This is a genomic window from Streptomyces sp. NPDC059092 (genome assembly GCF_042756365.1).
Taxonomy (GTDB): domain Bacteria; phylum Actinomycetota; class Actinomycetes; order Streptomycetales; family Streptomycetaceae; genus Streptomyces.
In genome coordinates, this window is sequence record NZ_JBHZEJ010000036.1 from 46,738 (window position 1) to 71,562 (window position 24,825).

Consider the following 24,825-nt stretch of genomic DNA (forward strand, 5'->3'; position numbering starts at 1 on the left):
GATTATCCAGGTTCCCGGGGGTGCCCGGAAACGTCAGGCGCCGCCACCGCCGAACTCGCGCTCCAGGGACGCGATCTGATTGGAGCCAAGACCTCGCACGCGGCGGCTCTCGGAAATCCCGAGCCGCTCCATGAGCTGCTTGGCACGGACCTTGCCCACGCCGGGCAGCGACTCAAGGAGGGCGGAGACCTTCATCTTCCCGATGACGTCGTTCTCCTGACCCTGCTTGATCACGTCATGGAGCGAAGCGCCGGAATGCTTGAGTCGATTCTTGACCTCGGCCCGCTCCCGGCGAGCCGCGGCGGCCTTCTCGAGCGCGGCTGCGCGCTGTTCAGGGGTAAGGGGCGGAAGAGCCACGCCTGCGTCACCTCGGATGTCGAACTGTCGGATACGGACCGGTGAGGAACCTAATCGCCCCACACCAGGCGAGCAACGGGCAACGAACTGCGCGTTGACTCTCGACGGAGACTAGCGGCCAAGTCCGTCCGAGTCAGCGAGAACAGACGAAAAGTCCTGGTCAGCATCGATCAGGGGTGACATTTTGGTCATTTTGCCCAACTTTTTGGACAGGAAGCCGCTCATTGCCTCCGTCACCTGCCGGCCGTGCCACCGCCGACAGCCGTTCTCACCTCGTCCGCGAAGCGGTCCGCGGCGCTCCGCAGGGCCGCGGCGTCGGGACCGTGACGCAGAACACCCCGGCTGACGCTGGGTACGACGTTCCCGACCGCCGCGCCGAAGACGCCGGGCAGATCGGCGGGCGTCGCGCCCTGCGCGCCGATCCCGGGGGCCAGCAGCGGTCCGTTGATCGCGAGGTCCACCGCGTCCCCGAGGTCCCCGAGGGTGGCCCCCACGACCGCGCCGACCGAACCGAGGGGCGTCGCGCCCGCGTTCTCGGCGGCCATGTGGTCGAGCATGAGCCGGGCGAGCGTTCGGCCGTCGGCGGCGGTGGCGCGCTGCACCTCGGCGCCCTCCGGGTTGGAGGTCAGCGCGAGGACGAAGACCCCGCAGCCGGCCGCCGAGGCCGCGTCCAGCGCCGGGCGCAGCGAGCCGAAGCCGAGGTACGGGGAGAGCGTCACCGCGTCCGAGAAGAGCGGCGAGGCCGGGTCCAGGTAGGTCTCCGCGTACGCGCCCATCGTGGAGCCGATGTCGCCGCGCTTGGCGTCCATCAGGACCAGCGCCCCGGCCGCCCGCGCCTCCGCGACGGCCTTCTCCAGGACGGCGACGCCGCGCGAGCCGAAGCGCTCGAAGAACGCCGACTGCGGCTTGAGTACGGCGACCCGGTCGGCCAGCGCCTCCACCGTCGTACGGGTGAACCGCTCCAGGCCCGCGACGTCGTCGTCGAGCCCCCAGTCGGTGAGGAGCGAGGCGTGCGGGTCGATGCCCACGCAGAGCGGTCCGCGGCTGTCCATCGCCTGCCGCAGCCGCGCGCCGAAGGGGACCACGGGGCGGGGAAACCCCGGAGGAGTCGGAGCGGTCATGCGTCGGCCTTCTTCCGGCTCCGGGCGTCCCGGGTGGACGCGCCGACGGCCTCGGCGAGGGTGGCGTACGGGGAGAGCGCGAGCCGGGCCGCGAGCCCCTGGTGGATCTCGCGACTCCAGAACGGACCCCGGTAGATGAACGCGCTGTACCCCTGGACGAGCGTGGCACCGGCCAGAATGCGCTGCCAGGCGTCCTCGGCGTCCTCCACGCCCCCGACGCCCACCAGGGTGATCCGGTCGCCCACACGCGCGTACAGGCGGCTCAGCACCTCCAGCGAGCGCTCCTTGAGCGGTGCGCCGGACAGTCCGCCGGTCTCGGCGGTCAGGGCGGGCGCCGACGTGAGGCCGAGGCTCTCGCGGGCGATGGTGGTGTTGGTGGCGATGATGCCGTCCAGACCCAGTTCCACGGCCAGGTCGGCGACGGCGTCGACGTCCTCGTCCGCGAGGTCGGGCGCGATCTTGACCAGGAGCGGGACGCGGCGCCGGGTGACGGTGCGGTCGGCGGCCTCGCGTACGGCGGTGAGCAGCGGCCTGAGCTGGTCGACGGCCTGGAGGCTGCGCAGCCCGGGGGTGTTGGGCGAGCTGACGTTGACCACGAGGTAGTCGGCGTGGCGGGCCAGCCGCTCCGTGGAGAGCACGTAGTCGGCGACGGCCTCATTCTCGGGGACCACCTTGGTCTTGCCGATGTTGACGCCGACGGTCGTCCTGAAGACGGGCCCACGGGCCGTACGGGCGGCGAGGCGCTCCGCCACGGCGGCGGAGCCCTCGTTGTTGAAGCCCATGCGGTTGATCAGCGCGCGGTCGGGGACGAGGCGGAAGAGCCGCTGTCTCGGGTTGCCGGACTGCGGCTCGCCGGTGACGGTGCCGATCTCGACGTGGTCGAAGCCGGCCATGGCCAGGCCGTCGATGCCCACGGCGTTCTTGTCGAACCCCGCCGCGAGCCCGAAGGGGCCGTGCATGCGCAGCCCGAACGCCTCCGTGCGCAGCTCCTCGAAGCGGGGGGCGAGCGCGGCGGCGGCGAAGGTGCGCAGCACGGGGACCCGGGCGGCGAGCCGGATCCAGCGGAAGGCCAGGTGGTGCGCCTGTTCGGGGTCCATCCGCCGGAAGACCAGCCGGAAGAGGATCCGGTACACGGTGTTCGTGGTGTCCGCGATGTTCATGGGGTTCAGTCCTCGCGCGCCGCGGTGAGGTGCTGCGCGTGCTCCTGGAGGGAGCGGACGCCGACCTCGCCGTGCTTGAGGGCGTCGATGCCCTGGACGGCTGCGGCCAGCGCCTGGACCGTGGTGAGGCAGGGGACGCCGCGCGCGACGGCCGCCGTACGGATGTCGTAGCCGTCGAGCCGGCCGCCGGTGCCGTACGGGGTGTTGACGATGAGGTCGACGCCGCCCTCGTGGATGATCTGGACGATGGTCTTCTCGCCGTCCGGGCCCTCGCCCTCGAACTGCTTGCGTACGACGGTCGCCTTGATGCCGTTGCGCTTGAGGACCTCGGCGGTGCCCGAGGTGGCCAGCAGCTCGAAGCCGTGGGCGACCAGCTCGCGCGCCGGGAAGATCATCGAGCGCTTGTCGCGGTTGGCGACGGAGATGAAGGCGCGGCCCTTGACGGGCAGCGGGCCGTACGCCCCGGCCTGCGACTTGGCGTACGCCGTGCCGAAGGCGGAGTCGATGCCCATGACCTCGCCGGTGGAGCGCATCTCCGGGCCGAGGACGGTGTCGACGCCGCGTCCGTGGATGTCGCGGAACCGCGACCACGGCATCACGGCCTCCTTGACGGAGATCGGCGCGTCGAGCGGCAGCGTGCCGCCGTCGCCCTGCGCGGGCAGCAGCCCTTCCGCACGCAGCTCGGCGACGGTCGCGCCGAGCGAGATGCGGGCGGCGGCCTTCGCGAGCGGTACGGCGGTCGCCTTCGAGGTGAAGGGGACGGTACGGGAGGCGCGCGGGTTGGCCTCCAGGACGTAGAGGATGTCGCCGGCCATCGCGAACTGGATGTTGATCAGCCCGCGTACGCCCACCCCCTTGGCGATCGCTTCCGTGGAGGCGCGCAGCCGCTTGATGTCGAAGCCGCCGAGCGTGATGGGCGGCAGGGCGCACGCCGAGTCGCCGGAGTGGATGCCGGCCTCCTCGATGTGCTCCATGACGCCGCCGAGGTACAGCTCCGTACCGTCGTAGAGCGCGTCCACGTCGATCTCGATGGCGTCGTCGAGGAACCGGTCCACGAGGACCGGCCGGGTGGGGCTGATCTCCGTGGACTCGGCGATGTACGAGGAGAGCCGGGTCTCGTCGTACACGATCTCCATGCCGCGTCCGCCGAGGACGTACGAAGGCCGGACCAGGACCGGGTAGCCGATCTCGTCCGCGATCGCCTTGGCCTCGGCGAAGGTGGTGGCGGTGCCGTGCTTGGGCGCGGGCAGTCCGGCCTCGGCGAGGACCCGGCCGAAGGCGCCCCGGTCCTCGGCTGCGTGGATCGCCTCGGGCGGGGTGCCGACGACGGGTACGCCGTTGTCCTTGAGGGCCTGGGCGAGGCCCAGCGGGGTCTGGCCGCCGAGCTGGACGATGACGCCCGCGATCGGCCCTGCCAGGGTCTCGGCGTGCACGATCTCCAGGACGTCCTCCAGGGTGAGCGGCTCGAAGTAGAGCCGGTCGGAGGTGTCGTAGTCGGTGGAGACGGTCTCCGGGTTGCAGTTGACCATGATGGTCTCGTACCCGGCGTCGCTCAGCGCGAAGGAGGCGTGGACGCAGGAGTAGTCGAACTCGATACCCTGGCCGATCCGGTTGGGACCGGAGCCGAGGATGATCACGGCGGGCTTCTCCCGGGGCGCGACCTCGCTCTCCTCGTCGTACGAGGAGTAGAAGTACGGGGTGTTCGCGGCGAACTCGGCGGCGCAGGTGTCGACCGTCTTGTAGACGGGGCGGACGCCGAGGGCGTGCCTGACCTCGCGTACGACGTCCTCGCGCAGCCCGCGGATCTCGGCGATCTGGGCGTCGGAGAAGCCGTGCCGTTTGGCCTCGGCGAGCAGGTCGGGGTCGAGCCGTTCGGCGGCGGCCAGCTCGTCCGCGTACTCCTTGATCAGGAACAGCTGGTCGACGAACCACGGGTCGATCTTCGTGGCGTCGAAGACCTCCTCGGGGGTGGCTCCGGCCCTGATGGCCCGCATGACGGTGTTGATCCGGCCGTCGGTGGGGACGCCCGCGGTCTTCAGCAGCTCCGTACGGTCGCCGGGGGCGCCCGCGAAGGAGAACTGGCTACCGGCCTTCTCCAGCGAGCGCAGCGCCTTCTGGAGGGCCTCGGTGAAGTTGCGGCCGATGGCCATGGCCTCGCCGACGGACTTCATGGTGGTGGTGAGGCTCGCGTCGGCGGCCGGGAACTTCTCGAAGGCGAACCGGGGCACCTTGACGACGACGTAGTCGAGCGTGGGCTCGAAGGACGCCGGGGTCTTCTCGGTGATGTCGTTGGGGATCTCGTCCAGCGTGTAGCCGACGGCGAGCCGGGCGGCGATCTTGGCGATCGGGAAGCCGGTGGCCTTGGAGGCGAGCGCGGAGGAGCGGGAGACGCGCGGGTTCATCTCGATGACGATGACGCGGCCGTCGTCCGGGTTGATCGCGAACTGGATGTTGCAGCCGCCGGTGTCGACGCCGACCTCGCGGATCACGGCGATGCCGACGTCCCGCAGGATCTGGTACTCGCGGTCGGTGAGCGTCATCGCGGGCGCGACGGTGATCGAGTCGCCGGTGTGCACGCCCATCGGGTCGAAGTTCTCGATGGAGCAGACGACCACGACGTTGTCGTGCTTGTCGCGCATCAGCTCCAGCTCGTACTCCTTCCAGCCGAGGATGGACTCCTCCAGGAGCACCTCGGTGGTCGGCGAGAGCATCAGGCCCTGTCCGGCGATCCGGCGCAGGTCCTCCTCGGTGTGGGCGAAGCCGGAGCCGGCGCCGCCCATGGTGAAGGAGGGGCGGACGACGACGGGGTAGCCGCCGAGCGTGTCGACGCCGGCGAGGACGTCGTCCATGGTGTGGCAGATGACCGAGCGGGCGGACTCGCCGTGGCCGATCTTCTCGTGGACGGCCCTGACGACGCCCTTGAAGAGGTCGCGGTCCTCGCCCTTGTTGATGGCCTCGACGTTGGCGCCGATCAGCTCGACGCCGTACTTGTCGAGGGTGCCCGCGTCGTGCAGCGAGATCGCGGTGTTCAGCGCGGTCTGGCCGCCGAGGGTGGGCAGCAGCGCGTCGGGGCGCTCCTTCGCGATGATCTTCTCGACGTACTCGGGGGTGATCGGCTCGACGTACGTGGCGTCGGCGATCTCCGGGTCCGTCATGATCGTGGCGGGGTTGGAGTTGACCAGGATGACGCGCAGGCCCTCGGACCTGAGGACGCGGCACGCCTGGGTACCGGAGTAGTCGAATTCAGCGGCCTGGCCGATGACGATCGGTCCTGAACCGATGACCAGGACGGACTGGATATCGGTGCGCTTAGGCACGCTGGTCCTCCATCAGGGCTGTGTTCATCAAAGACGTGAAGCGGTCGAAGAGGTACGCGGCGTCGTGCGGGCCGGCGGCCGCCTCGGGGTGGTACTGGACGCTGAAGACCGGCCGGTCGAGGAGCCTGAGCCCTTCGACCACGTTGTCGTTGAGACAGACGTGGGAGACCTCGGCGCGGCCGTAGGGGGTGTCGGTGACCTGGTCGAGCGGGGCGTCGACGGCGAACCCGTGGTTGTGCGCGGTGACCTCGACCTTGCCGGTCGTACGGTCCTGGACGGGCTGGTTGATGCCCCGGTGCCCGTACTTCAGCTTGTACGTGCCGAAGCCGAGCGCGCGGCCGAGGAGCTGGTTGCCGAAGCAGATGCCGAAGAGCGGCGTGCCGCGCTCCAGCACGCCCCGGACGACGGTGAGGTCCGCGGTGGCGGGGTCGCCGGGCCCGTTGGAGAGGAAGACCCCGTCGGGCGCGGTCGCGTACACCTCGTCCAGCGTGGCGGTGGCGGGCAGGACGTGCACCTCGATGCCGCGCTGGGCCATCCGGTGCGGGGTCATGCCCTTGATGCCGAGGTCGAGCGCGGCGACGGTGAAGCGCTTCTCGCCGATCGCGGGGACGACGTACGGCTGCTCCGTGGCGACCTCGGCGGAGAGGTCGGCGCCGGTCATCTCCGGGGCCTGCCGGACCCGGGCGAGCAGTGTCGCCTCGTCGGCCAGGGACTCCCCGGAGAAGATGCCGACGCGCATGGCGCCGCGTTCGCGCAGGTGGCGGGTGAGGGCGCGGGTGTCGACGCCGCTGATGCCGACGACGCCCTGGGCGACCAGCTCGTCGTCGAGGGAGCGGCGCGAGCGCCAGTTGGACGGGGTGCGCGCGGGGTCCCGTACGACGTAGCCGGAGACCCAGATCCGCCGGGACTCGGGGTCCTCGTCGTTCACGCCGGTGTTGCCGATGTGCGGGGCGGTCATCACGACGACCTGACGGTGGTACGACGGGTCGGTGAGGGTTTCCTGGTAGCCGGTCATGCCGGTGGAGAAGACGGCCTCGCCGAAGGTCTCCCCCACGGCCCCGTAGGCACGGCCGCGGAAGCTGCGGCCGTCCTCCAGGACGAGTACGGCGGGAGACGCCTTCGCGCGGGCGGTTCCCCGGATGGAGGTGGTCATCGTGCGGGGCCTTCCGTAGTGCTGGTGCGGTGTGTCGTGATGGATTTGTTCATGGAGTTCAGGGCGTCGACCCAGGCGGCGTGCTCGGCGGACCGGTCGGAGCGGAAGCCGGAGTCGATCAGCCGGTCCCCGTGCTCCCAGGTGACGATCAGCAGCCCGCCCTCGGCGAGGACCTTGCCCGCGATGCCCTTGTCGAGCCGGGCCTCGCGCAGCCGCTCAGCCGGTACGAAGAAGTCCCGCGCGCCGGGGCGTACGACGTCGAGGCCCGCGTCGGTGAGCGTCAGCTCCACGCGGCTGCGGGCGCCGAGGCCGTGCGCCACGATCCGGTCGAGCCACTGCCCGGCGGTCGTGGAGCCGTGGTAGCGGCCCGTCATCGTCAGTCCGGCCTCGCCGGGGTCGTCCGGCGCCGCCGGCAGCTCGGGCAGGTCCGACTGGAGGCTGCCGCGCCACTTCCAGCCCTGGCGCATCAGCCAGTACACGAGGGCGACGAAGAGCAGCAGACCGGCCACCCAGCCGATCCGGGCGGCCCAGTCGGTCACGTCCGCCGATTTCTGTTCGGCGGCCAGTGGAAGCAGAAGGTTCGCAGTTGTCACGCCAGATTCCCGTCGACGACCGTGGCACGGCCCCGCAGGAAGGTGTGGGTCACACGTCCCGGCAGCTCACGCCCCTCGTAGGGGGTGTTACGGCTGCGGGAGGCGAAGCCCGCGGGGTCCACTGCTCCACGGTATGCCGGATCGACCAGGGTGAGGTTGGCGGGCTCGCCTGCCGAGACGGGCCGGCCGTGGCCTTCGAGGCGGCCGATGCGCGCGGGACGGAACGACATCCGGTCGGCGACGCCCGCCCAGTCCAGCAGTCCGGTGTCGACCATCGTCTCCTGGACCACCGACAGGGCGGTCTCCAGGCCGACCATGCCCATGGCCGCCGCCGCCCACTCGCAGTCCTTGTCCTCGTGCGGGTGGGGCGCGTGGTCGGTGGCGACGCAGTCGATCGTGCCGTCGGCGAGCGCCGCGCGCAGGGCGAGGACGTCGGCCTCGGTGCGCAGCGGCGGGTTCACCTTGTAGACGGGGTTGTACGACCGTACGAGTTCGTCGGTGAGGAGGAGGTGGTGCGGGGTGACCTCGGCGGTGACGTTCCACCCCTTGGACTTCGCCCAGCGGACCAGCTCGACCGAGCCGGCGGTGGAGAGGTGGCAGATGTGCACGCGGGAGCCGACGTGCGCGGCGAGCAGCACGTCGCGCGCGATGACCGACTCCTCGGCGACGGCGGGCCAGCCGCCGAGCCCCAGCTCGGCGGAGACGACGCCCTCGTTCATCTGGGCGCCCTCGGTGAGCCGCGGCTCCTGGGCGTGCTGGGCGATGACGCCGTCGAACGCCTTCACGTACTCCAGCGCCCTGCGCATGATCACCGCGTCGTCGACGCACTTGCCGTCGTCGGAGAAGACCCGGACGCCCGCGGCGGAGTCGTGCATGGCGCCCAGCTCGGCGAGGTGCTTGCCCTCCAGGCCGACGGTGACGGCGCCGACGGGCTGCACGTCGCAGTAGCCGGACTCCCTGCCGAGCCGCCAGACCTGCTCGACGACGCCGGCCGTGTCGGCGACGGGGAAGGTGTTGGCCATGGCGTGGACGGCGGTGAAGCCGCCGACGGCGGCGGCCTTCGTGCCGGTCAGGACGGTCTCGGAGTCCTCGCGGCCGGGCTCCCGGAGGTGTGTGTGGAGGTCGACCAGGCCGGGCAGGAGGATCTGCCCCGCGGCCTCCACGACGGTGGCGTCACCGGCGTCCAGGCCGGTGCCCACGGCCTCGATGGCCTCGCCGTCGATCAGTACGTCCTGGACGTCGCCGCCGAGCACCTTCGCGCCCCGGATCAGGATCTTGCTCATGGTTACTTGTTCTCCTCGGGTGACGGGCGGGACGTCTCGGGTGAGGTGCGGGACGTGGTGACGGCGGGCTCGTTGCCGCCCAGCAGCAGGTAGAGCACGGCCATCCGGATGGAGACGCCGTTGGCGACCTGCTCCACGGCCGTGCAGCGGTCGGAGTCGGCGACCTCGGCGGTGATCTCCATGCCCCGGTTCATCGGCCCGGGGTGCATGACGACGGAGTCGCCGGGCATCCGGCGCATCCGCTCGCCGTTGAGGCCGTAGCGCCGGGAGTACTCGCGCTCGGTCGGGAAGAAGGCGGCGTTCATCCGCTCGCGCTGCACCCGCAGCATCATCACGGCGTCGGAGGCGGGCAGCACCCGGTCCAGGTCGTAGCTGACCTCGCAGGGCCAGTGCTCGACGCCGATGGGTACGAGGGTGGGCGGCGCGACGACCGTGACGTGGGCGCCGAGCGTGTGGAGCAGCAGGACGTTGGAGCGGGCGACGCGGCTGTGCAGCACGTCGCCGACGATCGTGACCCGCCGCCCGGCCAGGTCGCGGCCGATCCCCTCGTCCGCGCCGACCAGCCTGCGGCGCAGCGTGAAGGCGTCGAGGAGGGCCTGGGTCGGGTGTTCGTGGGTGCCGTCGCCCGCGTTGACGACCGCGCCGTCGATCCAGCCGGAGGTGGCGAGGCGGTACGGGGCGCCGGAGGCGCCGTGCCGGATGACGACGGCGTCGGCGCCCATCGCCTCCAGGGTGAGCGCGGTGTCCTTGAGCGATTCGCCCTTGGAGACGGACGAGCCCTTGGCCGAAAAGTTGATCACATCGGCGGAGAGGCGCTTGGCGGCGGCCTCGAAGGAGATCCTGGTGCGGGTCGAGTCCTCGAAGAAGAGGTTGACGACGGTACGGCCGCGCAGGGTCGGCAGTTTCTTGATGGGCCGGTCGGCGACCCGGGCCATCTCCTCGGCGGTGTCGAGGATCAGCACGGCGTCGTCGCGGCTGAGATCGGCGGCGGAGATCAGGTGGCCGGGTGTGCGGGGGTTCGCCCCGGGAAGACGCAGCATCGGAAAGAGCGCTCCGGATGTGGTGGGGTGTGCGGGCGTGCGGGCGCGCTGAGGCAGCCGTACGGGGTGGAACGGCGTACGGAGCGGGCCGCTACCGCTCGCCGGGCGCGGCGGGCCGCTGGAGGCCGAGCAGCACGGTGTCGCGGCCGTCCTCCTCCGCGAGCTGGACCTTGACCGTCTCGCGCAGGGAGGTGGGGAGGTTCTTGCCGACGTAGTCGGCGCGGATCGGCAGCTCGCGGTGGCCGCGGTCGACGAGGACCGCGAGCTGGACGGCGCGCGGGCGGCCGATGTCGCCGAGGGCGTCGAGGGCGGCGCGGATCGTCCGGCCGGAGAAGAGCACGTCGTCGACGAGGACGACCAGCCGTCCGTCGACGCCGTCCCCGGGAATGTCGGTGCGGGCCAGCGCGCGGGCCGGCCGCAGCCGCAGGTCGTCGCGGTACATGGTGATGTCGAGGGAGCCGACCGGGATGGTGCGGCCGGTGATCTCGGCGAGTTTTCCGGCGAGGCGGCGGGCCAGGAAGACCCCGCGGGTCGGAATGCCGAGCAGGACCACGTCGTCGGCGCCCTTGGCGCGTTCGACGATCTCGTGGGCGATGCGGGTCAGGACCCGCGCGATGTCGGGGGCCTCCAGAACGGGGCGTGCCCCACCGGTTTCGGCCGTCGTGTCCGTGTCGCCGCTCGCGTTGTCGCGGGCCTTGTTGCTTGCGTCCATAAGAAACGGACCTCCTTCTCCGCCTCACGGGACGGACCTTAAAGGACGTCGGAAAAGTCAAGAACTACGCCACCCAGGCTAGCAGGGGGTCCGCGGCACATTCGGCGCCACCCCCCGCGAAAAGCCGCCGGGAGACGGCGCGGGCGCGGTACGGACAGCGGTACGGAGCGCGGTACGGAGGCCGGTACGGACCCCGGTACGGCTCCCCCGGCTTGACGCATCCAAGTAACGCTGCGTAACCTCACAGTGAGTTACCAGACTTCGTCCGGGGAGCTATATGTCCAGCGAATACGCAAAGCAGCTCGGGGCCAAACTCCGCGCCATCCGCACCCAGCAGGGCCTCTCGCTCCATGGCGTGGAGGAGAAGTCCCAGGGCCGCTGGAAGGCCGTCGTGGTGGGTTCGTACGAGCGTGGAGACCGTGCCGTCACGGTGCAGCGCCTCGCCGAGCTGGCGGACTTCTACGGTGTCCCGGTGCAGGAGCTTCTTCCCGGCACGACGCCCGGCGGCGCCGCCGAGCCGCCGCCGAAGCTCGTTCTCGACCTGGAGCGCCTGGCCCACGTGCCGCAGGAGAAGGCCGGCCCGCTCCAGCGGTACGCGGCGACGATCCAGAGCCAGCGGGGCGACTACAACGGCAAGGTGCTGTCGATCCGCCAGGACGACCTGCGCACCCTGGCCGTCATCTACGACCAGTCGCCGTCGGTCCTGACCGAGCAGCTCATCAGTTGGGGTGTGCTCGACGCGGACGCGCGGCGCGCGGTCGCGCACGACGAGAGCTGACCGTCCCGCGGGCCCGGCTCGCGGATCGGCAGAAACGTCACCTCCCGGAGGGCGGTCCCGTACGCGTGTACGGGGCCGCCCTCCGGCGCGTCCGGCGCCCTCGCGCCGTGTCCAGGTGTCCAGGTGTCCGGAGATTGACGTGCCGTCCGGAGACACGTGCGCCCCCACGCGCCGGGCGGGTCGGCTGCTCCCGTCCGGCGCGCGAGGGCGGACCGCCGCTCAGGCGCGGCGCAGACTCGGCTTGAGGTCCTTGAAGCGGCTGAGAAGGCCGTTCACGAACGACGGGGACTCGTCGGTGGAGAACTCCTTGGCGAGCTGGACCGCCTCGTCGATCGCCACGGCGTCCGGCGTCCCGTCCAGCCAGATCAATTCGTACGTGCCGAGCCGGACGATGTTGCGGTCGGCGACCGGCATCCGGTCGAGGTCCCAGTCCACCGCGTAGGTGGCGATGAGTTCGTCGATACGCGCGACGTGCTCCGCGTACCCCTCGACCAGTTCCATGGTGAACTCGCCGACCGGGGGCTGACGGTCGTCGGAGCGAGAGTGCCTGATCCAGTCCGCGAGAACGTTCTGTACGGACGTACCGCGCTGATCGGCCTCGAAGAGGATCTGGAACGCGCGCTTACGGGCATTGCTCCTGGCAGCCACGGTTAGCTGTTCACCCGGCCGAGGTAGTCGCCCGTACGGGTGTCGACCTTGATCTTCTCGCCGGTGGTGATGAAGAGCGGGACACCGATCTCGTAATCGGTCTCCAGCGTGGCCGGCTTGGTGCCACCGGTGGAACGGTCGCCCTGGACGCCCGGGTCGGTGTGCTTGATGACCAGCTCGACCGCGGCGGGCAGCTCGACGTAGAGCACCTCGCCCTCGTGCGTGGCGACCGTGGCGGTGAAGCCCTCGATCAGGAAGTTCGCCGCGTTGCCGACCGACTTGCGGTCGATCATGAGCTGGTCGTACGTGCTCATGTCCATGAAGACGAAGTACTCGCCGTCCATGTACGAGAACTGCATGTCGCGGCGGTCCACGGTGGCCACCTCGACCTTCACGCCGGCGTTGAAGGTCTTGTCGACGACCTTGCCGGAGAGCACGTTCTTCAGCTTGGTGCGCACAAAGGCCGGGCCCTTGCCGGGCTTGACGTGCTGGAACTCGACGACGGACCAGAGCTGGCCTCCGTCGAGCTTGAGGACCAGGCCGTTCTTGAGGTCGTTCGTGGAAGCCACGGTTGCGGAATCTCCTGGACTGAAAGCAGGTGGACGACCGAGGGCCGCGCGCCGCCCCGGCGGATGCCTGGGCGACACCCGGGCCATGGCCCGGGCAGTGCCCGGCACGAGCGCCGGACTAGAGCGCGAGCAGCTCCTTGGTCGTGATGGTGAGTAGCTCGGGTCCGCCGTCCGCCTCGGGGCGGACGACGAGCGTGTCATCGATCCGGACACCGCCCCGGCCCGGGAGGTGGACCCCCGGTCCGACGGTGACCGGCACACAAGCGTCCAGTTTACCCATGGCCGCGGGGGCGAGCTGCGGGTCCTCGTCGATTTCGAGTCCGACCCCGTGTCCCGTACGGGCCGCCAGCCCCTCGCCGTGCCCGGCGGCCTCCAGCGGATGCCGCGTCGCGCGGTCCACGTCGCGGTAGCCCGCGCCCGGCACCAGCCCCTCCCGACCTGCCCGTTGTGCCGCGAAGACCAGCTCGTACAGCTCGATCTGCCAGTCGGCGGGGGACGTTCCGATGACGAACGTCCGGCCGATGAGACACCGGTATCCGCGGTAGTCGGCGCCGAGGCCGACGGAGAGGAAATCACCCTCCTCGACCCGCCGGTCCGAGGGACGGTGTCCGGGGCGGCCCGAGTGCGGCCCGGTGGCCACGACGGTCGGGAAGGCCGGGCCGTCGGCGCCGTGGTCGACGAGCCGCCGCTCCAGCTCCAGGGCGAGATGCCGCTCGGTGCGGCCCACCAGGATCGACTCCAGCAGCTCGCCCAGCGCGTGGTCGGCGATCTCGGCGGCGATCCGCAGACAGGCGATCTCCGTCTCGTCCTTGACGATCCGCTGCTGCTCGACGGCGTACCCGAGGTCCGTGAGGCGCAGCCCGGGCGCGACGGCGCCGACGGCCCGGTGGCGGGCGACGGTGAGGTGGTGCTCCTCGACGGCGAGCGACCCGGCGGACGACGGGGTGAGGATCCCCGCGGCGGCCACGGCGGGGTCCCCGCTGATGGGTACGGCGGTGAGGCGTAGCCGTTCGTCGATCCCCTCCGGCCCCTCGTGGCCGGGGGTGCGGGGGCAGAGCAGCGTGTCGTTGTCGTACGGGCCGAGCAGCAGCACGGCGCCCGGCGGTGCCCCGCCCGCGAGGTAGCGGACGTTGGCGGGCCGGGAGACCAGGGCCGCCGGGTTGCCCGCGGCGGCGCACCGGTCACGCAGCCGCGCGCGGCGGACCGCATACACGTCTGACATGACCCGATCGTACGAGTGGGTGCCTCACCCGGCCGGTTCAGCGCGTCCGACCGGGGAAACCCCGTGGCCGCCGCGCGGGCCGGATCACCAGCTCACCAGCTCGGCGGGGAGGCGAGGGCGCGGGCCAGGACGTCGTCGAGGACCCTGGCCGTGGTCTCCACGTCGTACTTGGAGTTGTCGATGATGGGCAGCCCCGAGCCGTACCAGCCGGCCATCCGGCCGTGGATGCCGGCGACCTCCTCGTCCGCCAGCCGGCGGTTGCCGCTGCGTTCGGCGTTGCGCTCCAGCACGATCTCCAGCCCGGGGAGCAGGACGACCGGGAGCAGTCCGGGGCCGACATGACGCTTCCAGCCGCCGAGTCCGACGACCGGCCGGTCCGGGAAGACCGCGTCGTCGAGGATGCAGGAGATGCCGTTGGCGAGGAAGTTACGGGCGGCGAAGCCGCAGGTGCGGCGGGCCAGCCGGTACTGGGCCTCGGAGTGGTCGTTCCAGCCGGACTGCGGGTCGGCGAAGCCGGCGCAGACCCATTCGCGTACGTCGTCCAGGCTGATGTGAGCGGTGGGCACCCGGCGGCTGCTCGCCCAGTGCCGGGCCACGGTCGTCTTGCCCGCGCCCGCGGGCCCGATGAGCAGGACGGCGAGGGTCGCCGTGCCCGTACCGCTGTCGGCGGGCCGCACGGCGGGCACCGGCACGGGGCCGCCCGGCGGAAGCTGGACATGTCCGGTGACCTCGGCGGGCGGCGGCACGGGGCCGTGTCCGTGCTCCTGTGCGGGCGCGTGCGACGGCCCGGGGTGCTGTCCCGGGATCGGGTGCTGCCCCGGAGGCGGGGGCGGCCCAGGGGGCCCAGAGGCTCCGGGAGGCTGGTGGGATCCCTGCGCCGGCTGCGGTCCCTGCGTCTGGTGCGCTCCGTGCGGTGTCTGGTGCGCTCCGTGCGCCTGAGGTGCGCCCGGGATCCGGGGCGCCCATCCGCTTCCGTGCCCCGGTCCCTGGGGAGGCGGCAACGGAACCCCCACTGAGTGCTGCATCCGGTGCCACTCCGTCTCGTACGACTGACGCTGGTCGCGGCCCCGCGGGCCGCGCTAGCGAACGGTACCGCCCCCGGCCGTCCCCGTGGGAACGGCCGGGATGCCCGAGGAGTGCCGGGCGACGCTCCGTCAGGCGGTCAGCTCCTCCGCGAGGGCGCGCAGCGCGAGCCGGTACGAGCCGATGCCGAAGCCCGCGACCGTACCGCTGGCGACGGCCGCGACGACCGAGGTGTGCCGGAACTCCTCGCGCGCGTACGGGTTCGAGATGTGCACCTCGATCAGCGGCGCCGTGCGCTGCGCCGCCGCGTCCCGCATCGCGTACGAGTAGTGGGTGAACGCGCCCGGGTTGAGGACGACCGGCAGGGCGTCGTCCGCGGCCTCGTGGAGCCAGCGGATCAGCTCGCCCTCGTCGTTGGTCTCCCGTACGTCGACGTCGAGCCCCAGCTCCTTGCCGAACGTCCGGCAGGAGTCCACGAGCCCGGCGTACGAGGTCGCCCCGTACACGTCGGGCTCGCGCGAGCCGAGGCGGCCCAGGTTGGGTCCGTTGAGGACGAGGACCCGACGGGTCACGCCGACACCTCCCCGAACGCGGCGAGCAGCACCGCCGGGTCCGGGCCCTCCAGCACGGTCGGCTTGCCGAGGCCGTCGAGCACGATGAAGCGCAGCAGGTCGCCGCGGGACTTCTTGTCGACCTTCATCGTCTCCAGCAGCTTGGGCCACTGGTCGCCGCGGTAGGTCAGCGGGAGGCCGACGGACTCCAGTACGGCTCGGTGCCGGTCGGCGGTCGCGTCGTCGAGCCGGCCGGCCAGCCGCCCCAGTTCGGCGGCGAAGACCATGCCGACGGAGACGGCGGCGCCGTGCCGCCACTTGTAGCGCTCGTTCTTCTCGATGGCGTGCGCCAGGGTGTGGCCGTAGTTCAGGATCTCCCGGAGACCGGACTCCTTGAGGTCGTTGGAGACGACCTCGGCCTTGACCCGGATCGAACGCTCGATCAGCTCGGCGGTGTGCGGCCCCGACGGCGTACGGGCGCCCTCCGGGTCGGACTCGACCAGCTCCAGGATGGCCGGGTCCGCGATGAACCCCGCCTTGATGATCTCCGCCATGCCGCTGACGTAGTCGTGGACGCCCAGGGAGTCCAGCGCGGCGAGGTCGCAGAGCACCCCGGCGGGCGGGTGGAAGGCGCCGACGAGGTTCTTGCCCTCGGCGGTGTTGATGCCCGTCTTGCCGCCCACGGCCGCGTCGACCATGGCGAGCACGGTCGTCGGTACGGCGATCCAGCGCACCCCGCGCAGCCAGGTCGCGGCGACGAACCCGGCCAGGTCGGTGGTGGCGCCACCGCCCACACCGATGATCACATCGCTACGGGTGAAGCCGGTCTGCCCGAGCGCCTTCCAGCAGTACGCGGCGACCTCGGCGGTCTTCGCCTCCTCCGCGTTCGGCACCTGGATCGCGACGGCCTCGTACCCCTGGTCGGCGAGGTCCGCGCGCAGCGCCTCGCCGGTCCCGGCCAGCGCCTCGGGGTGGATGACGGCGATCCGCCGGACCCGCGGTCCGATCAGGACCGGCAGCTCGCCGAGGAGCTGCCGGCCGACCAGTACCTCGTACGGGTCGTGTCCGGCGGTGCCGCCGACCTGGATACGGGTGACTGTCTGGTCCGTCATACGGGGTTCTCCTTGCCAGGGATCGTGCCGGGGATCCTGAGCTCTTCCGCCGCGGGAGAGGCCGGCTCCAGCGCGTCGAGGACGGCGTCCACGACCTCTTCGGGCGTACGGTCGTCGGTGGCGACGGAGACCCGGGCCACCTCCGTGTACAGGTGACGGCGCCCCTCCATCAGCAGCTTCCACTGCTGGCGGGGGTTGACGGCCAGCAGCGGGCGCGCCGTGTTCAGCCCGGTCCGCCGGGCCGCCTCGCCGACCTCCATCGAGAGGTAGGCGACCGGCAGCCCGGTCAGCTCCGCACGGGTGGCGGCGTCGAGGATCGCACCGCCGCCGAGCGCGAGGACACCGCCGGTGTGCTCGGCGAGCGCGCGCCGTACCGCCTCGCGCTCCAGCTCACGGAAGTGCGTCTCGCCGTCGTCCACGAAGATCTCCGCGATGGACCGGCCCTGGGCGGCGACGATGTCGGCGTCGCTGTCGCGGAAGGCGGTGCCGAGCCGCGCGGCGAGGAGTTCCCCGACGGTGGACTTGCCGACACCCATGGGGCCGACGAGCACGACGGCCGGCCCGTTCGCCGGGTCCCGCCTGCCCGCCGGGTCCGGGGCGCTCATCGGATACGGAGGTTGTCGAGGTACGAACCGACGTTGCGGCGCGTCTCCGTGACGCTGTCGCCGCCGAACTTCTCCGCGACCGCGTCCGCGAGGGTCAGCGCGACCATGGCCTCGGCGACGATCCCGGCGGCCGGCACGGCGCACACGTCGGAGCGCTGGTGGTGGGCGCTGGTCACCTCGCCGGTGGCCACGTCTACGGTGGCCAGCGCGCGCGGCACGGTCGCGATGGGCTTCATGGCGGCCCGTACGCGCAGCAGCTCACCGGTGGTCAGCCCGCCCTCGGTGCCACCGGAGCGGCCGGAGGCCCGCCGGAGGCCGTCGGCGGTCGGGACGATCTCGTCGTGCGCCTGTGAGCCGGGCACGCGGGCGAGTCCGAAGCCGTCGCCGACCTCGACACCCTTGATGGCCTGGATGCCCATGAGCGCGGCGGCCAGCCGGGCGTCGAGCCTGCGGTCCCAGTGGACGTGGGAGCCGAGTCCGACCGGCACGCCGTACGCCAGCACCTCGACGACCCCTCCGAGGGTGTCGCCGTCCTTGTGGGCCTGGTCGATCTCCGCGACCATCGCCTTGCTCGCGTCGGCGTCCAGGCAGCGCACCGGGTCCGCGTCCAGCTTCGCGACGTCGGACGGCTCCGGGTGGACGCCGTACGGGGCCTTCGCCCCGGCCAGCTCGACGACGTGGGAGACGATCTCGATCCCGGCCGTCTCCTTCAGGTACGAGCGGGCCACCGCGCCGAGCGCGACGCGCGCGGCGGTCTCCCGGGCGCTGGCGCGCTCCAGGACGGGGCGGGCCTCGTCGAAGCCGTACTTCTGCATGCCCGCGAGGTCCGCGTGGCCGGGCCGGGGGCGGGTCAGCGGGGCGTTACGGGCGAGCTGGGCCAGTTCGGCGGGGTCGACCGGATCGGCGGACATGACCTGGTCCCACTTGGGCCACTCGGTGTTGCCCACCATGATCGCCACGGGTGAGCCCATGGTCAGGCCGTGCCGTACCCCACCGAGGAAGGTGATCTCGTCCTGCTCGAACTTCATCCGAGCACCGCGGCCGTAGCCGAGGCGGCGCCGGGCCAGGTGGTCCGCCACCATTTCCGTGGTGATGGGCACACCGGCGGGAAGACCCTCCAGCGTCGCCACGAGTGCGGGTCCGTGGGACTCCCCCGCGGTCAGCCAGCGCAACCTGCTCAACGGTGCTCCTCATACTCGCGCCTGGAACTACGACGGCGCGACCGGGTGCGCGGCCCTGGCCCGCCATGTCCGATTCTCCCACGGCGGGGATCAGCGGCGGGCAACGGTCCGCAGAACGGACCACCGTCCGCCGGCCGTCCCGTCACCGTACGGGTCAGCCGAGCGCCGCGGCGCCCGCCTCCCGCATCACGTCGAGCGGCGCGGGCGAGCGGCCCGTCATCATTTCCACCTGGAGCACCGCCTGGTGGACCAGCAGGTCGAGCCCGCTCACCAGTGCCCCGTCGCGCCCTGCCCAGGCCGCCGCGAGCGCCGTCGGCCAGGGCTCGTACAGCACGTCGAAGAGTGTGCCGGCCGAGTCCGGGACCGCGTCGACGAGCCCGTCCGTGGTGCCCGCCGGGGTGGTGGCGATCACCAGCGGCGCGTGCAGCGCCCGTTCCGCCTCCGCCCAGTCGGCGATCCGGATGTCCACACCGAGGCGTTCGCCCCAGCCGCGCATCTCGGTGGCGCGGGCCTTGCTCCGTACGTACGCGGTGACCGGCCCCGTACAGATACGGGAGAGCGCGGCGACGGCGGACGAAGCGGTCGCGCCGGCCCCCAGGATCGCCGCGGACTCCACCTTCTCCACGCCACGTTCGCCCAGTGCGGCGATCATGCCCGGAATGTCGGTGTTGTCACCGGTGCGGCGGCCGTCACCCCCGAGGACGACGGTGTTCACCGCCTCCACGGAGGCCGCGGTGTCGGTGATCTCGTCCAGCAGCGGGATGACGGCCCGCTTGAGCGGCATGGTCAGCGAGAGACCGGCCCACGAGGAATCGCCGCGCAGACCTTCGAGGAAGCCGGGGAGCCCGGCCTCGTCCACCTCGAAGCGGTCGTACGACCAGTGGCTCAGGCCGAGCTCTCCGTACGCGGCGCGGTGCAGCGCCGGGGAGAGGGAATGGGCGATGGGCGATCCGAGGACCGCCGCCCGCCGACGTGACATCACGGTTTCTTGCTTTCCCTCTCGTACTCCTGGCGGTTCGCCTCGTGCTCCTCGTTGGTGACGGCGAAGAGCGTCTTGTCCGAGGTCACCGAGACGAAGTAGTACCAGGGACCTTCCGCCGGGTTGATCGCCGAGTGCAGGGCGTCGGCACCCGGGTTTCCGATGGGTCCGGGCGGAAGGCCCTTGATGTCGTAGGTGTTGTACGGGTCCTTGATCTTCCGCAGGTTGTCGACGGCACCGAGATCCAGTCTGCTCTGGGCCTTGATGTAGTTGACGGTGGAGTCGAACTCAAGACGCCCGACCGTCTCCGTGTTCTCCGGCTGCAGGCGGTTGTAGACGACGCGGGCGACCTTGTCGAAGTCGTGCTTGTACTTGCCCTCCGCCTGCACGAGGCTCGCGACGGTGAGCAGTTGGAGCGGCGACGTCAGCTTCAGCTTCTTCGCCTCTCCTTCGATGTCCTGCTTCTCGTATTCGGCCCTGGCGCGGGCGACCATCTTCTTGAGCACGGTCTCCGGCTTCGTCCCCTTCGCGACCGGGTAACTCGCCGGGAAGAGGAAGCCCTCCAGCGGATCCTTCACATCTCTGTTGCCGTTGGCCCATTTCGGCAGGCCCAGGTTCTTCACCTGCGCCTTGGCGACGGCCGCGGTCTCGCCCTTCTTGATTCCGAGCCGTTTGTCGATCTGCGCGTAGATGAATTCGTTGCGCTTGCCCTCGGGGAAGATCAGCGCGTTCCGGCTGCTCGGGCTGAGCATCTTCTTGACCGCGTTCCGCGCGGACATCTCCTTGCCGAGAATGTAGACGCCCGCCTGGATCGTATTTCCCTTGGGATTCTGATTCTGTGCGGCGACGAAAGCGCGCTGGCTCTTCACCACGCCGCTCTTCACCAGAATGGCACCGATCTCATATCCGCCGGCCCCCGAAGGGATTTCCACCTCGATATCGCCGGAGCCCGCACCCGCGAAGTCCGGCGGGGGGCCGAATTTGTTCTGCCAGAACTGGTAGCCGACATAGCCGATACCACCGGCGCCGCCGAGGAACACCACGGCGACGATCAAGCAGGCGGTGCCGTTGCGGCCCTTCTTTTTCTTCTTCGTCCTGCCTCGGCCCTCGCGGCCACCGCCGCCCCGGCCGGTGCCCGAATCGTCGTCGGCCCCGTCGCCGCCCTCACCGGTGAAGAACGGGTGCGTCTCCTTCTCCGGCGCGTCCTCGGCGGCCTCGGCCGGACCGGGCTCGGCCGCGGGCTCCGGCTCGGTGCGGCGCCGGCCGGGGGGCTGTGGGGGCGGGTAGGCGTCGGGGGTGCCGTAGTGGTCGTGGTTCTCCGCGTAGGTGACGTACTCGCCCGCGTAGGGGGCCGAGGAGTTCCCGCCGTACGGCATCTCGGCCTGCTGGCCGTTGTCCCAACCGCCGTTGTACTGCGGGTCGTTGTGCTGCGGCTCGCTGTACTGCCGCTGGGGGTGCTGCGGCGCGTACCGCTGCTCCGCGTACTGCTGCTGGGGGGACGGCTGCTGCGGCTGCTGCGGCTGCTGCTGGGGCGTGCCGTACTGCTGGTCGCCGTACTGCTGAGCACCGTACTCGGGCTGCCCGCCCTGGTACTGGGGGTGCTGCGGCTGCTGCTGGTACTGCTGCTGGTACGGGTCCTGGACCGCCCCGTACTGCGCTTCGGCCTGCGGCTGCTGCGGGTACTGCTGCTGCCCTCCGTACGAGGAGCCGCTGCCGTCGGTGGCCTGCTGTGCCGCCCACCCCGAGTCCCCGTACAGAGGGTCCCCAGGGTGCCACGGTTCGGAGCCCGGGCCCCGGCCATAGTCAGTCATCGATCCCCTTGAGCCGCGAGGCGTGACCGCTGAGCGCAGTGGCACGGCGTCCCATTCGCCTCTTTGCTGTGCGGCGACTGTTCGAACACCGCCGCATCGCGCGGAACGTTACCGTACCGCGATCAGATGACCACTTCGACGCTCTCGCCGGGAGGATTACCTGATACCCGTTCGGCCTCCAGCGCGCTCTGGAGGATGACAACTGCCGCCACTTGGTCGATAACGGACCGCCCTTTCTTGGACTTAACGCCCGAAGCGCGCAATCCCTGAGCGGCCGTCACTGTGCTCATTCGCTCATCGACCAGTCGTACCGGCAGGGGTGTGACCCCCCGCGCGAGCTCCTGAGCGAACACACGTACCTTCGCGGCGGCGGGCCCCTCGCCCCCGTTCAGGGAACGCGGCAGCCCGACCAGCACTTCGATGGGTTCGTACTCCTCGACGATCTGCCGAAGCCGCCGGTGGGCGGCCGGGACGTCGCGTCCCGGCACGGTCTCCACCGGCGTGGCGAGGATCCCGTCGGGGTCGCACGAGGCGACCCCGATCCGGGCGTCCCCGACGTCGACCGCCAGCCGGCGTCCCCTGCGCATACCGCTCATGCGGTGCCGGGCCCTCAGGCCGTCTCGGCGACGAGGCGCTCGACGGCGGCGACGGCGTCCCCGATGGCCTCCGGGTTCTGGCCGCCGCCCTGGGCGAGGTCCGGCTTGCCGCCTCCGCCGCCGCCGAGGGTCTTGGCGGCGGTCCGCACCAGGTCACCGGCCTTGAGCCCGCGCTCACGGGCGGCCTCGTTGGTGGCGATGACCGTCAGCGGGCGACCGCCCGCCGTGGTGAACAGGGCGACGACCACCGGCCGGTCGCCACTGATACGGCCGCGCACGTCGAGAACCAGCCTGCGCAGGTCATCGGCCGAGGTGCCGTCCGGGACCTGCCCGGTGACCAGGGCCGTGCCCCGTACGTCCTTGGCGGAGCCGGCCAGTCCGGCGGCGGCGGCGAGCACCTTCTCCGCGCGGAACTTCTCGATCTCCTTCTCGGCGTCCTTCAGCTTGCCGAGCATGCCGGCGATCTTCTCGGGCAGCTCCTCGGAGCGGCCCTTGACCAGCTCCTGGAGCTGGGCGACGACGGTGTGCTCCTTGGCGAGGAAGCTGTACGCGTCCACACCCACCAGGGCTTCGATACGCCGTACCCCCGAGCCGATGGACGACTCGCCGAGCAGCTTCACCAGACCGAGCTGGGCGGTGTTGTGGACGTGCGTACCGCCGCACAGCTCCTTGGAGAAGTCGCCGATGGTGACGACGCGGACCCGCTCGCCGTACTTCTCACCGAACTCGGCGATGGCGCCCTGCTTCTTGGCCTCGTCGATCGACATGACCTCGGCCTGGACGTCCAGCTCCCGGGCGAGCACCTCGTTGATCTTCTGCTCGACGTCGAGGAGGACCGTGCCGGGTACGGCGGCGGGCGAGCCGAAGTCGAAGCGGAAGCGGCCCGGGGAGTTCTCGGAACCGGCCTGGGCGGCCGTCGGGCCGAGGGCGTCGCGCAGGGCCTGGTGCGTGAGGTGGGTGGCGCTGTGGGCGCGGGCGATGGCCCGGCGGCGGGTCAGGTCGATGGCGGCGTACGCGGAGGCGCCCACCGTCACCTCGCCGACCTGCACCGTTCCCTTGTGTACGGAGACACCGGGGACCGGCTGCTGGACGTCGCGGATCTGGACGACGGCGCCGCTGTCGAGCCGGATCCGGCCCTGGTCGGCGAGCTGGCCGCCGCCCTCGGCGTAGAACGGTGTGCGGTCGAGGACGATCTCGACGTCGTCGCCCTCGGTGGCGGCCGGCGAGGGCACCCCGTCGACGAGCAGGCCGACGACGGTCGACTCACCTTCGGTGGTCGTGTAGCCGGTGAACTCGGTGGAGCCGCTGTTGTCCGCGACCGAGCGGTAGGCGGAGAGGTCGGCGTGGCCGGACTTCTTGGCCTTGGCGTCGGCCTTGGCCCGCTCCCGCTGCTCCTTCATGAGCCGCCGGAAGCCGTCCTCGTCCACGGAGAGGCCCTGTTCCGAGGCCATCTCCAGGGTGAGGTCGATGGGGAAGCCCCAGGTGTCGTGGAGCAGGAACGCCTTGTCGCCGGGGAGCACCCGGCCGCCGGCGGCCTTGGTCTCGGTGACGGCGGTGTCGAGGATGTTCGTGCCGCCCTTGAGGGCCTTGAGGAAGGCGGCCTCCTCGGCGAGGGCGACGGCCTCGATGCGCTTGCGGTCGGTCTCCAGCTCCGGGTACTGCTCGCCCATGGTGCCGATGACCACGTCGACCAGCGCGGCGACGACCGGCTCCGTGGCACCGAGGAGGCGCATGTTGCGGATGGCGCGGCGCATGATGCGGCGCAGTACGTAACCGCGCCCCTCGTTGCCGGGGGTGACGCCGTCACCGATGAGCATCGTGGACGTACGGATGTGGTCGGCGACCACACGCAGCGAGACGTCGGAGCCGTGGTCGGCGCCGTACCGTACGCCCGTCAGCTCGGTGGCCTTGTCCATGACGACCCGCAGGGTGTCGGTCTCGTACATGTTCTGTACGCCCTGGAGGATCATGGCGAGACGTTCGAGGCCGAGGCCGGTGTCGATGTTCTTGGAGGGCAGCTCACCGAGGATCGGGAAGTCGTCCTTGCCCTCACCGGGGCCGCGCTCGAACTGCATGAAGACCAGGTTCCAGATCTCCACGTAGCGCTCGTCGTTGACGGCGGGGCCGCCCTCGACGCCGAACTCGGGGCCGCGGTCGTAGTTGATCTCCGAGCAGGGGCCGCAGGGGCCCGGCACGCCCATGGACCAGTAGTTGTCCTTCTTGCCGAGGCGCTGGATGCGCTCGGCGGGGACGCCGATCTTCTCGCGCCAGATCTGCTCGGCCTCGTCGTCGTCGAGGTAGACGGTGACCCACAGGCGCTCCGGGTCGAGTCCGTAACCGCCGTCCGCCACGGAGCTGGTCAGCAGCTCCCAGCCGAGCGTGATGGCGCCTTCCTTGAAGTAGTCGCCGAAGGAGAAGTTGCCGCACATCTGGAAGAACGTGCCGTGCCGGGTGGTCTTGCCGACCTCTTCGATGTCCGGGGTACGGACACACTTCTGCACGCTGGTCGCGCGGGCGTACGGAGGCTTGACCTCGCCGAGGAAGTACGGCTTGAAGGGCACCATGCCCGCCGGGACCAGCAGCAGAGTCGGGTCGTCCGCGATGAGCGACGCCGAAGGGACGACGGTGTGACCGCGCTCCTCGAAGAAGCTCAGCCAGCGGCGACGAATTTCAGCCGACTCCATCAGTGGTCCTCATTCCGGTTGTGCGAGTTGTAGGGGTGCGTGGTCCGGGGGCGGTCGATCGCGGCGAGGCGTCGCGGGGCGGGCAGCGCGTGGTCCGCCGGTGCGTCCAGCCCCAGCGCCTCGCCCAGTTCGGCCTCGCGCCGCACCATGGAGGAGCGGACGTCGACGGCGAAATCCTTGACCTTGTGCCCGGCGTCGATCGCCTTGTTCGCCGCCTGGGCGGCGAGGCTCTCCGGGGTGAGCTGCTTGAGCTTGCGGTTGACCTTGGCGGTGGCCCAGACGCCGGCGGCGGCGCCCGCGGTGAACCAGAACGTACGGCGGAACATCGCT

The 24,825-nt window shown here is 71.2% G+C and carries 23 protein-coding genes; 1 reads left to right on the forward strand and 22 read right to left on the reverse strand.

Annotated features, from left to right (window positions below; genetic code table 11):
• Positions 1–33: 33 nt before the first annotated feature.
• The 9 genes from ACFXPL_RS21405 to pyrR form a co-directional block, all read right to left on the reverse strand.
• Positions 34–357 (reverse strand): integration host factor, encoded by a 324-nt coding sequence (locus tag ACFXPL_RS21405; protein ID WP_319681383.1) that lies wholly within the window; start codon positions 355–357, stop codon positions 34–36.
• Positions 358–590: 233 nt separating this feature from the next.
• Positions 591–1,478, reverse strand: coding sequence for an orotidine-5'-phosphate decarboxylase (pyrF, locus tag ACFXPL_RS21410; RefSeq protein WP_384921689.1), 888 nt, complete (start codon positions 1,476–1,478; stop codon positions 591–593).
• Positions 1,475–2,611, reverse strand: coding sequence for a quinone-dependent dihydroorotate dehydrogenase (locus ACFXPL_RS21415; RefSeq protein ID WP_384921781.1), 1,137 nt, complete (start codon positions 2,609–2,611; stop codon positions 1,475–1,477). Before ACFXPL_RS21415 ends, pyrF begins: the two co-directional genes overlap by 4 nt.
• Before the next feature lie 32 nt (positions 2,612–2,643).
• A complete protein-coding gene (carB, locus tag ACFXPL_RS21420) occupies positions 2,644–5,955 on the reverse strand; it encodes a carbamoyl-phosphate synthase large subunit (protein ID WP_384921692.1) in 3,312 nt (1,103 codons plus the stop codon).
• On the reverse strand, positions 5,948–7,108 hold the full coding sequence (gene carA, locus ACFXPL_RS21425; RefSeq protein ID WP_384921695.1) for a glutamine-hydrolyzing carbamoyl-phosphate synthase small subunit: 1,161 nt from the start codon (positions 7,106–7,108) through the stop codon (positions 5,948–5,950). Before carA ends, carB begins: the two co-directional genes overlap by 8 nt.
• The gene (locus tag ACFXPL_RS21430) at positions 7,105–7,701 is read right to left on the reverse strand and encodes a hypothetical protein (protein WP_384921698.1); all 597 of its coding nucleotides are present in this window, start codon (positions 7,699–7,701) and stop codon (positions 7,105–7,107) included. Before ACFXPL_RS21430 ends, carA begins: the two co-directional genes overlap by 4 nt.
• On the reverse strand, positions 7,698–8,984 hold the full coding sequence (locus tag ACFXPL_RS21435; protein ID WP_384921701.1) for a dihydroorotase: 1,287 nt from the start codon (positions 8,982–8,984) through the stop codon (positions 7,698–7,700). Before ACFXPL_RS21435 ends, ACFXPL_RS21430 begins: the two co-directional genes overlap by 4 nt.
• A 2-nt stretch (positions 8,985–8,986) precedes the next feature.
• The gene (locus tag ACFXPL_RS21440; protein ID WP_384921704.1) at positions 8,987–10,024 is read right to left on the reverse strand and encodes an aspartate carbamoyltransferase catalytic subunit; all 1,038 of its coding nucleotides are present in this window, start codon (positions 10,022–10,024) and stop codon (positions 8,987–8,989) included.
• Positions 10,025–10,115: 91 nt separating this feature from the next.
• Positions 10,116–10,736, reverse strand: a complete 621-nt coding sequence (gene pyrR / locus ACFXPL_RS21445) for a bifunctional pyr operon transcriptional regulator/uracil phosphoribosyltransferase PyrR (RefSeq protein ID WP_384921707.1) — start codon at positions 10,734–10,736, stop codon at positions 10,116–10,118.
• A gap of 277 nt (positions 10,737–11,013) precedes the next feature.
• Between pyrR and bldD the strand changes: the two genes are divergently transcribed.
• Entirely contained in the window at positions 11,014–11,514 is a 501-nt protein-coding gene (gene bldD / locus ACFXPL_RS21450) for a transcriptional regulator BldD (protein ID WP_329828429.1), read from the forward strand.
• A gap of 219 nt (positions 11,515–11,733) precedes the next feature.
• On the opposite strand, the gene nusB is transcribed toward bldD, so the two are convergent.
• The 13 genes from nusB to ACFXPL_RS21515 form a co-directional block, all read right to left on the reverse strand.
• Entirely contained in the window at positions 11,734–12,162 is a 429-nt protein-coding gene (gene nusB, locus ACFXPL_RS21455) for a transcription antitermination factor NusB (protein ID WP_384921710.1), read from the reverse strand.
• A gap of 2 nt (positions 12,163–12,164) precedes the next feature.
• The gene (gene efp, locus ACFXPL_RS21460; RefSeq protein WP_384921713.1) at positions 12,165–12,731 is read right to left on the reverse strand and encodes an elongation factor P; all 567 of its coding nucleotides are present in this window, start codon (positions 12,729–12,731) and stop codon (positions 12,165–12,167) included.
• 118 nt (positions 12,732–12,849) lie between these two features.
• Entirely contained in the window at positions 12,850–13,953 is a 1,104-nt protein-coding gene (locus ACFXPL_RS21465; protein WP_384921716.1) for an aminopeptidase P family protein, read from the reverse strand.
• Between the two features lie 92 nt (positions 13,954–14,045).
• Complete coding sequence (locus ACFXPL_RS21470) at positions 14,046–14,978, reverse strand: AAA family ATPase (protein ID WP_384921718.1); 933 nt, start codon at positions 14,976–14,978, stop codon at positions 14,046–14,048.
• 129 nt (positions 14,979–15,107) lie between these two features.
• Positions 15,108–15,548, reverse strand: a complete 441-nt coding sequence (gene aroQ, locus ACFXPL_RS21475; RefSeq protein WP_384921721.1) for a type II 3-dehydroquinate dehydratase — start codon at positions 15,546–15,548, stop codon at positions 15,108–15,110.
• Positions 15,545–16,639 (reverse strand): 3-dehydroquinate synthase, encoded by a 1,095-nt coding sequence (gene aroB / locus ACFXPL_RS21480; RefSeq protein ID WP_384921724.1) that lies wholly within the window; start codon positions 16,637–16,639, stop codon positions 15,545–15,547. The genes aroQ and aroB overlap by 4 nt, the downstream gene beginning before the upstream one ends.
• Positions 16,636–17,244, reverse strand: coding sequence for a shikimate kinase (locus ACFXPL_RS21485; RefSeq protein WP_384921727.1), 609 nt, complete (start codon positions 17,242–17,244; stop codon positions 16,636–16,638). Before ACFXPL_RS21485 ends, aroB begins: the two co-directional genes overlap by 4 nt.
• A complete protein-coding gene (aroC, locus tag ACFXPL_RS21490) occupies positions 17,241–18,425 on the reverse strand; it encodes a chorismate synthase (RefSeq protein WP_384921730.1) in 1,185 nt (394 codons plus the stop codon). The genes ACFXPL_RS21485 and aroC overlap by 4 nt, the downstream gene beginning before the upstream one ends.
• Positions 18,426–18,579: 154 nt before the next feature.
• Positions 18,580–19,404, reverse strand: a complete 825-nt coding sequence (locus ACFXPL_RS21495; RefSeq protein ID WP_384921733.1) for a shikimate dehydrogenase — start codon at positions 19,402–19,404, stop codon at positions 18,580–18,582.
• On the reverse strand, positions 19,404–21,215 hold the full coding sequence (mltG, locus tag ACFXPL_RS21500) for an endolytic transglycosylase MltG (RefSeq protein WP_384921736.1): 1,812 nt from the start codon (positions 21,213–21,215) through the stop codon (positions 19,404–19,406). The genes ACFXPL_RS21495 and mltG overlap by 1 nt, the downstream gene beginning before the upstream one ends.
• Before the next feature lie 122 nt (positions 21,216–21,337).
• On the reverse strand, positions 21,338–21,811 hold the full coding sequence (gene ruvX / locus ACFXPL_RS21505) for a Holliday junction resolvase RuvX (protein WP_384921739.1): 474 nt from the start codon (positions 21,809–21,811) through the stop codon (positions 21,338–21,340).
• A 14-nt stretch (positions 21,812–21,825) separates the two neighbouring features.
• Complete coding sequence (gene alaS, locus ACFXPL_RS21510) at positions 21,826–24,495, reverse strand: alanine--tRNA ligase (RefSeq protein ID WP_384921742.1); 2,670 nt, start codon at positions 24,493–24,495, stop codon at positions 21,826–21,828.
• Positions 24,495–24,821 (reverse strand): DUF6167 family protein, encoded by a 327-nt coding sequence (locus ACFXPL_RS21515; protein WP_384921745.1) that lies wholly within the window; start codon positions 24,819–24,821, stop codon positions 24,495–24,497. The genes alaS and ACFXPL_RS21515 overlap by 1 nt, the downstream gene beginning before the upstream one ends.
• Between the last annotated feature and the right edge of the window lie 4 nt (positions 24,822–24,825).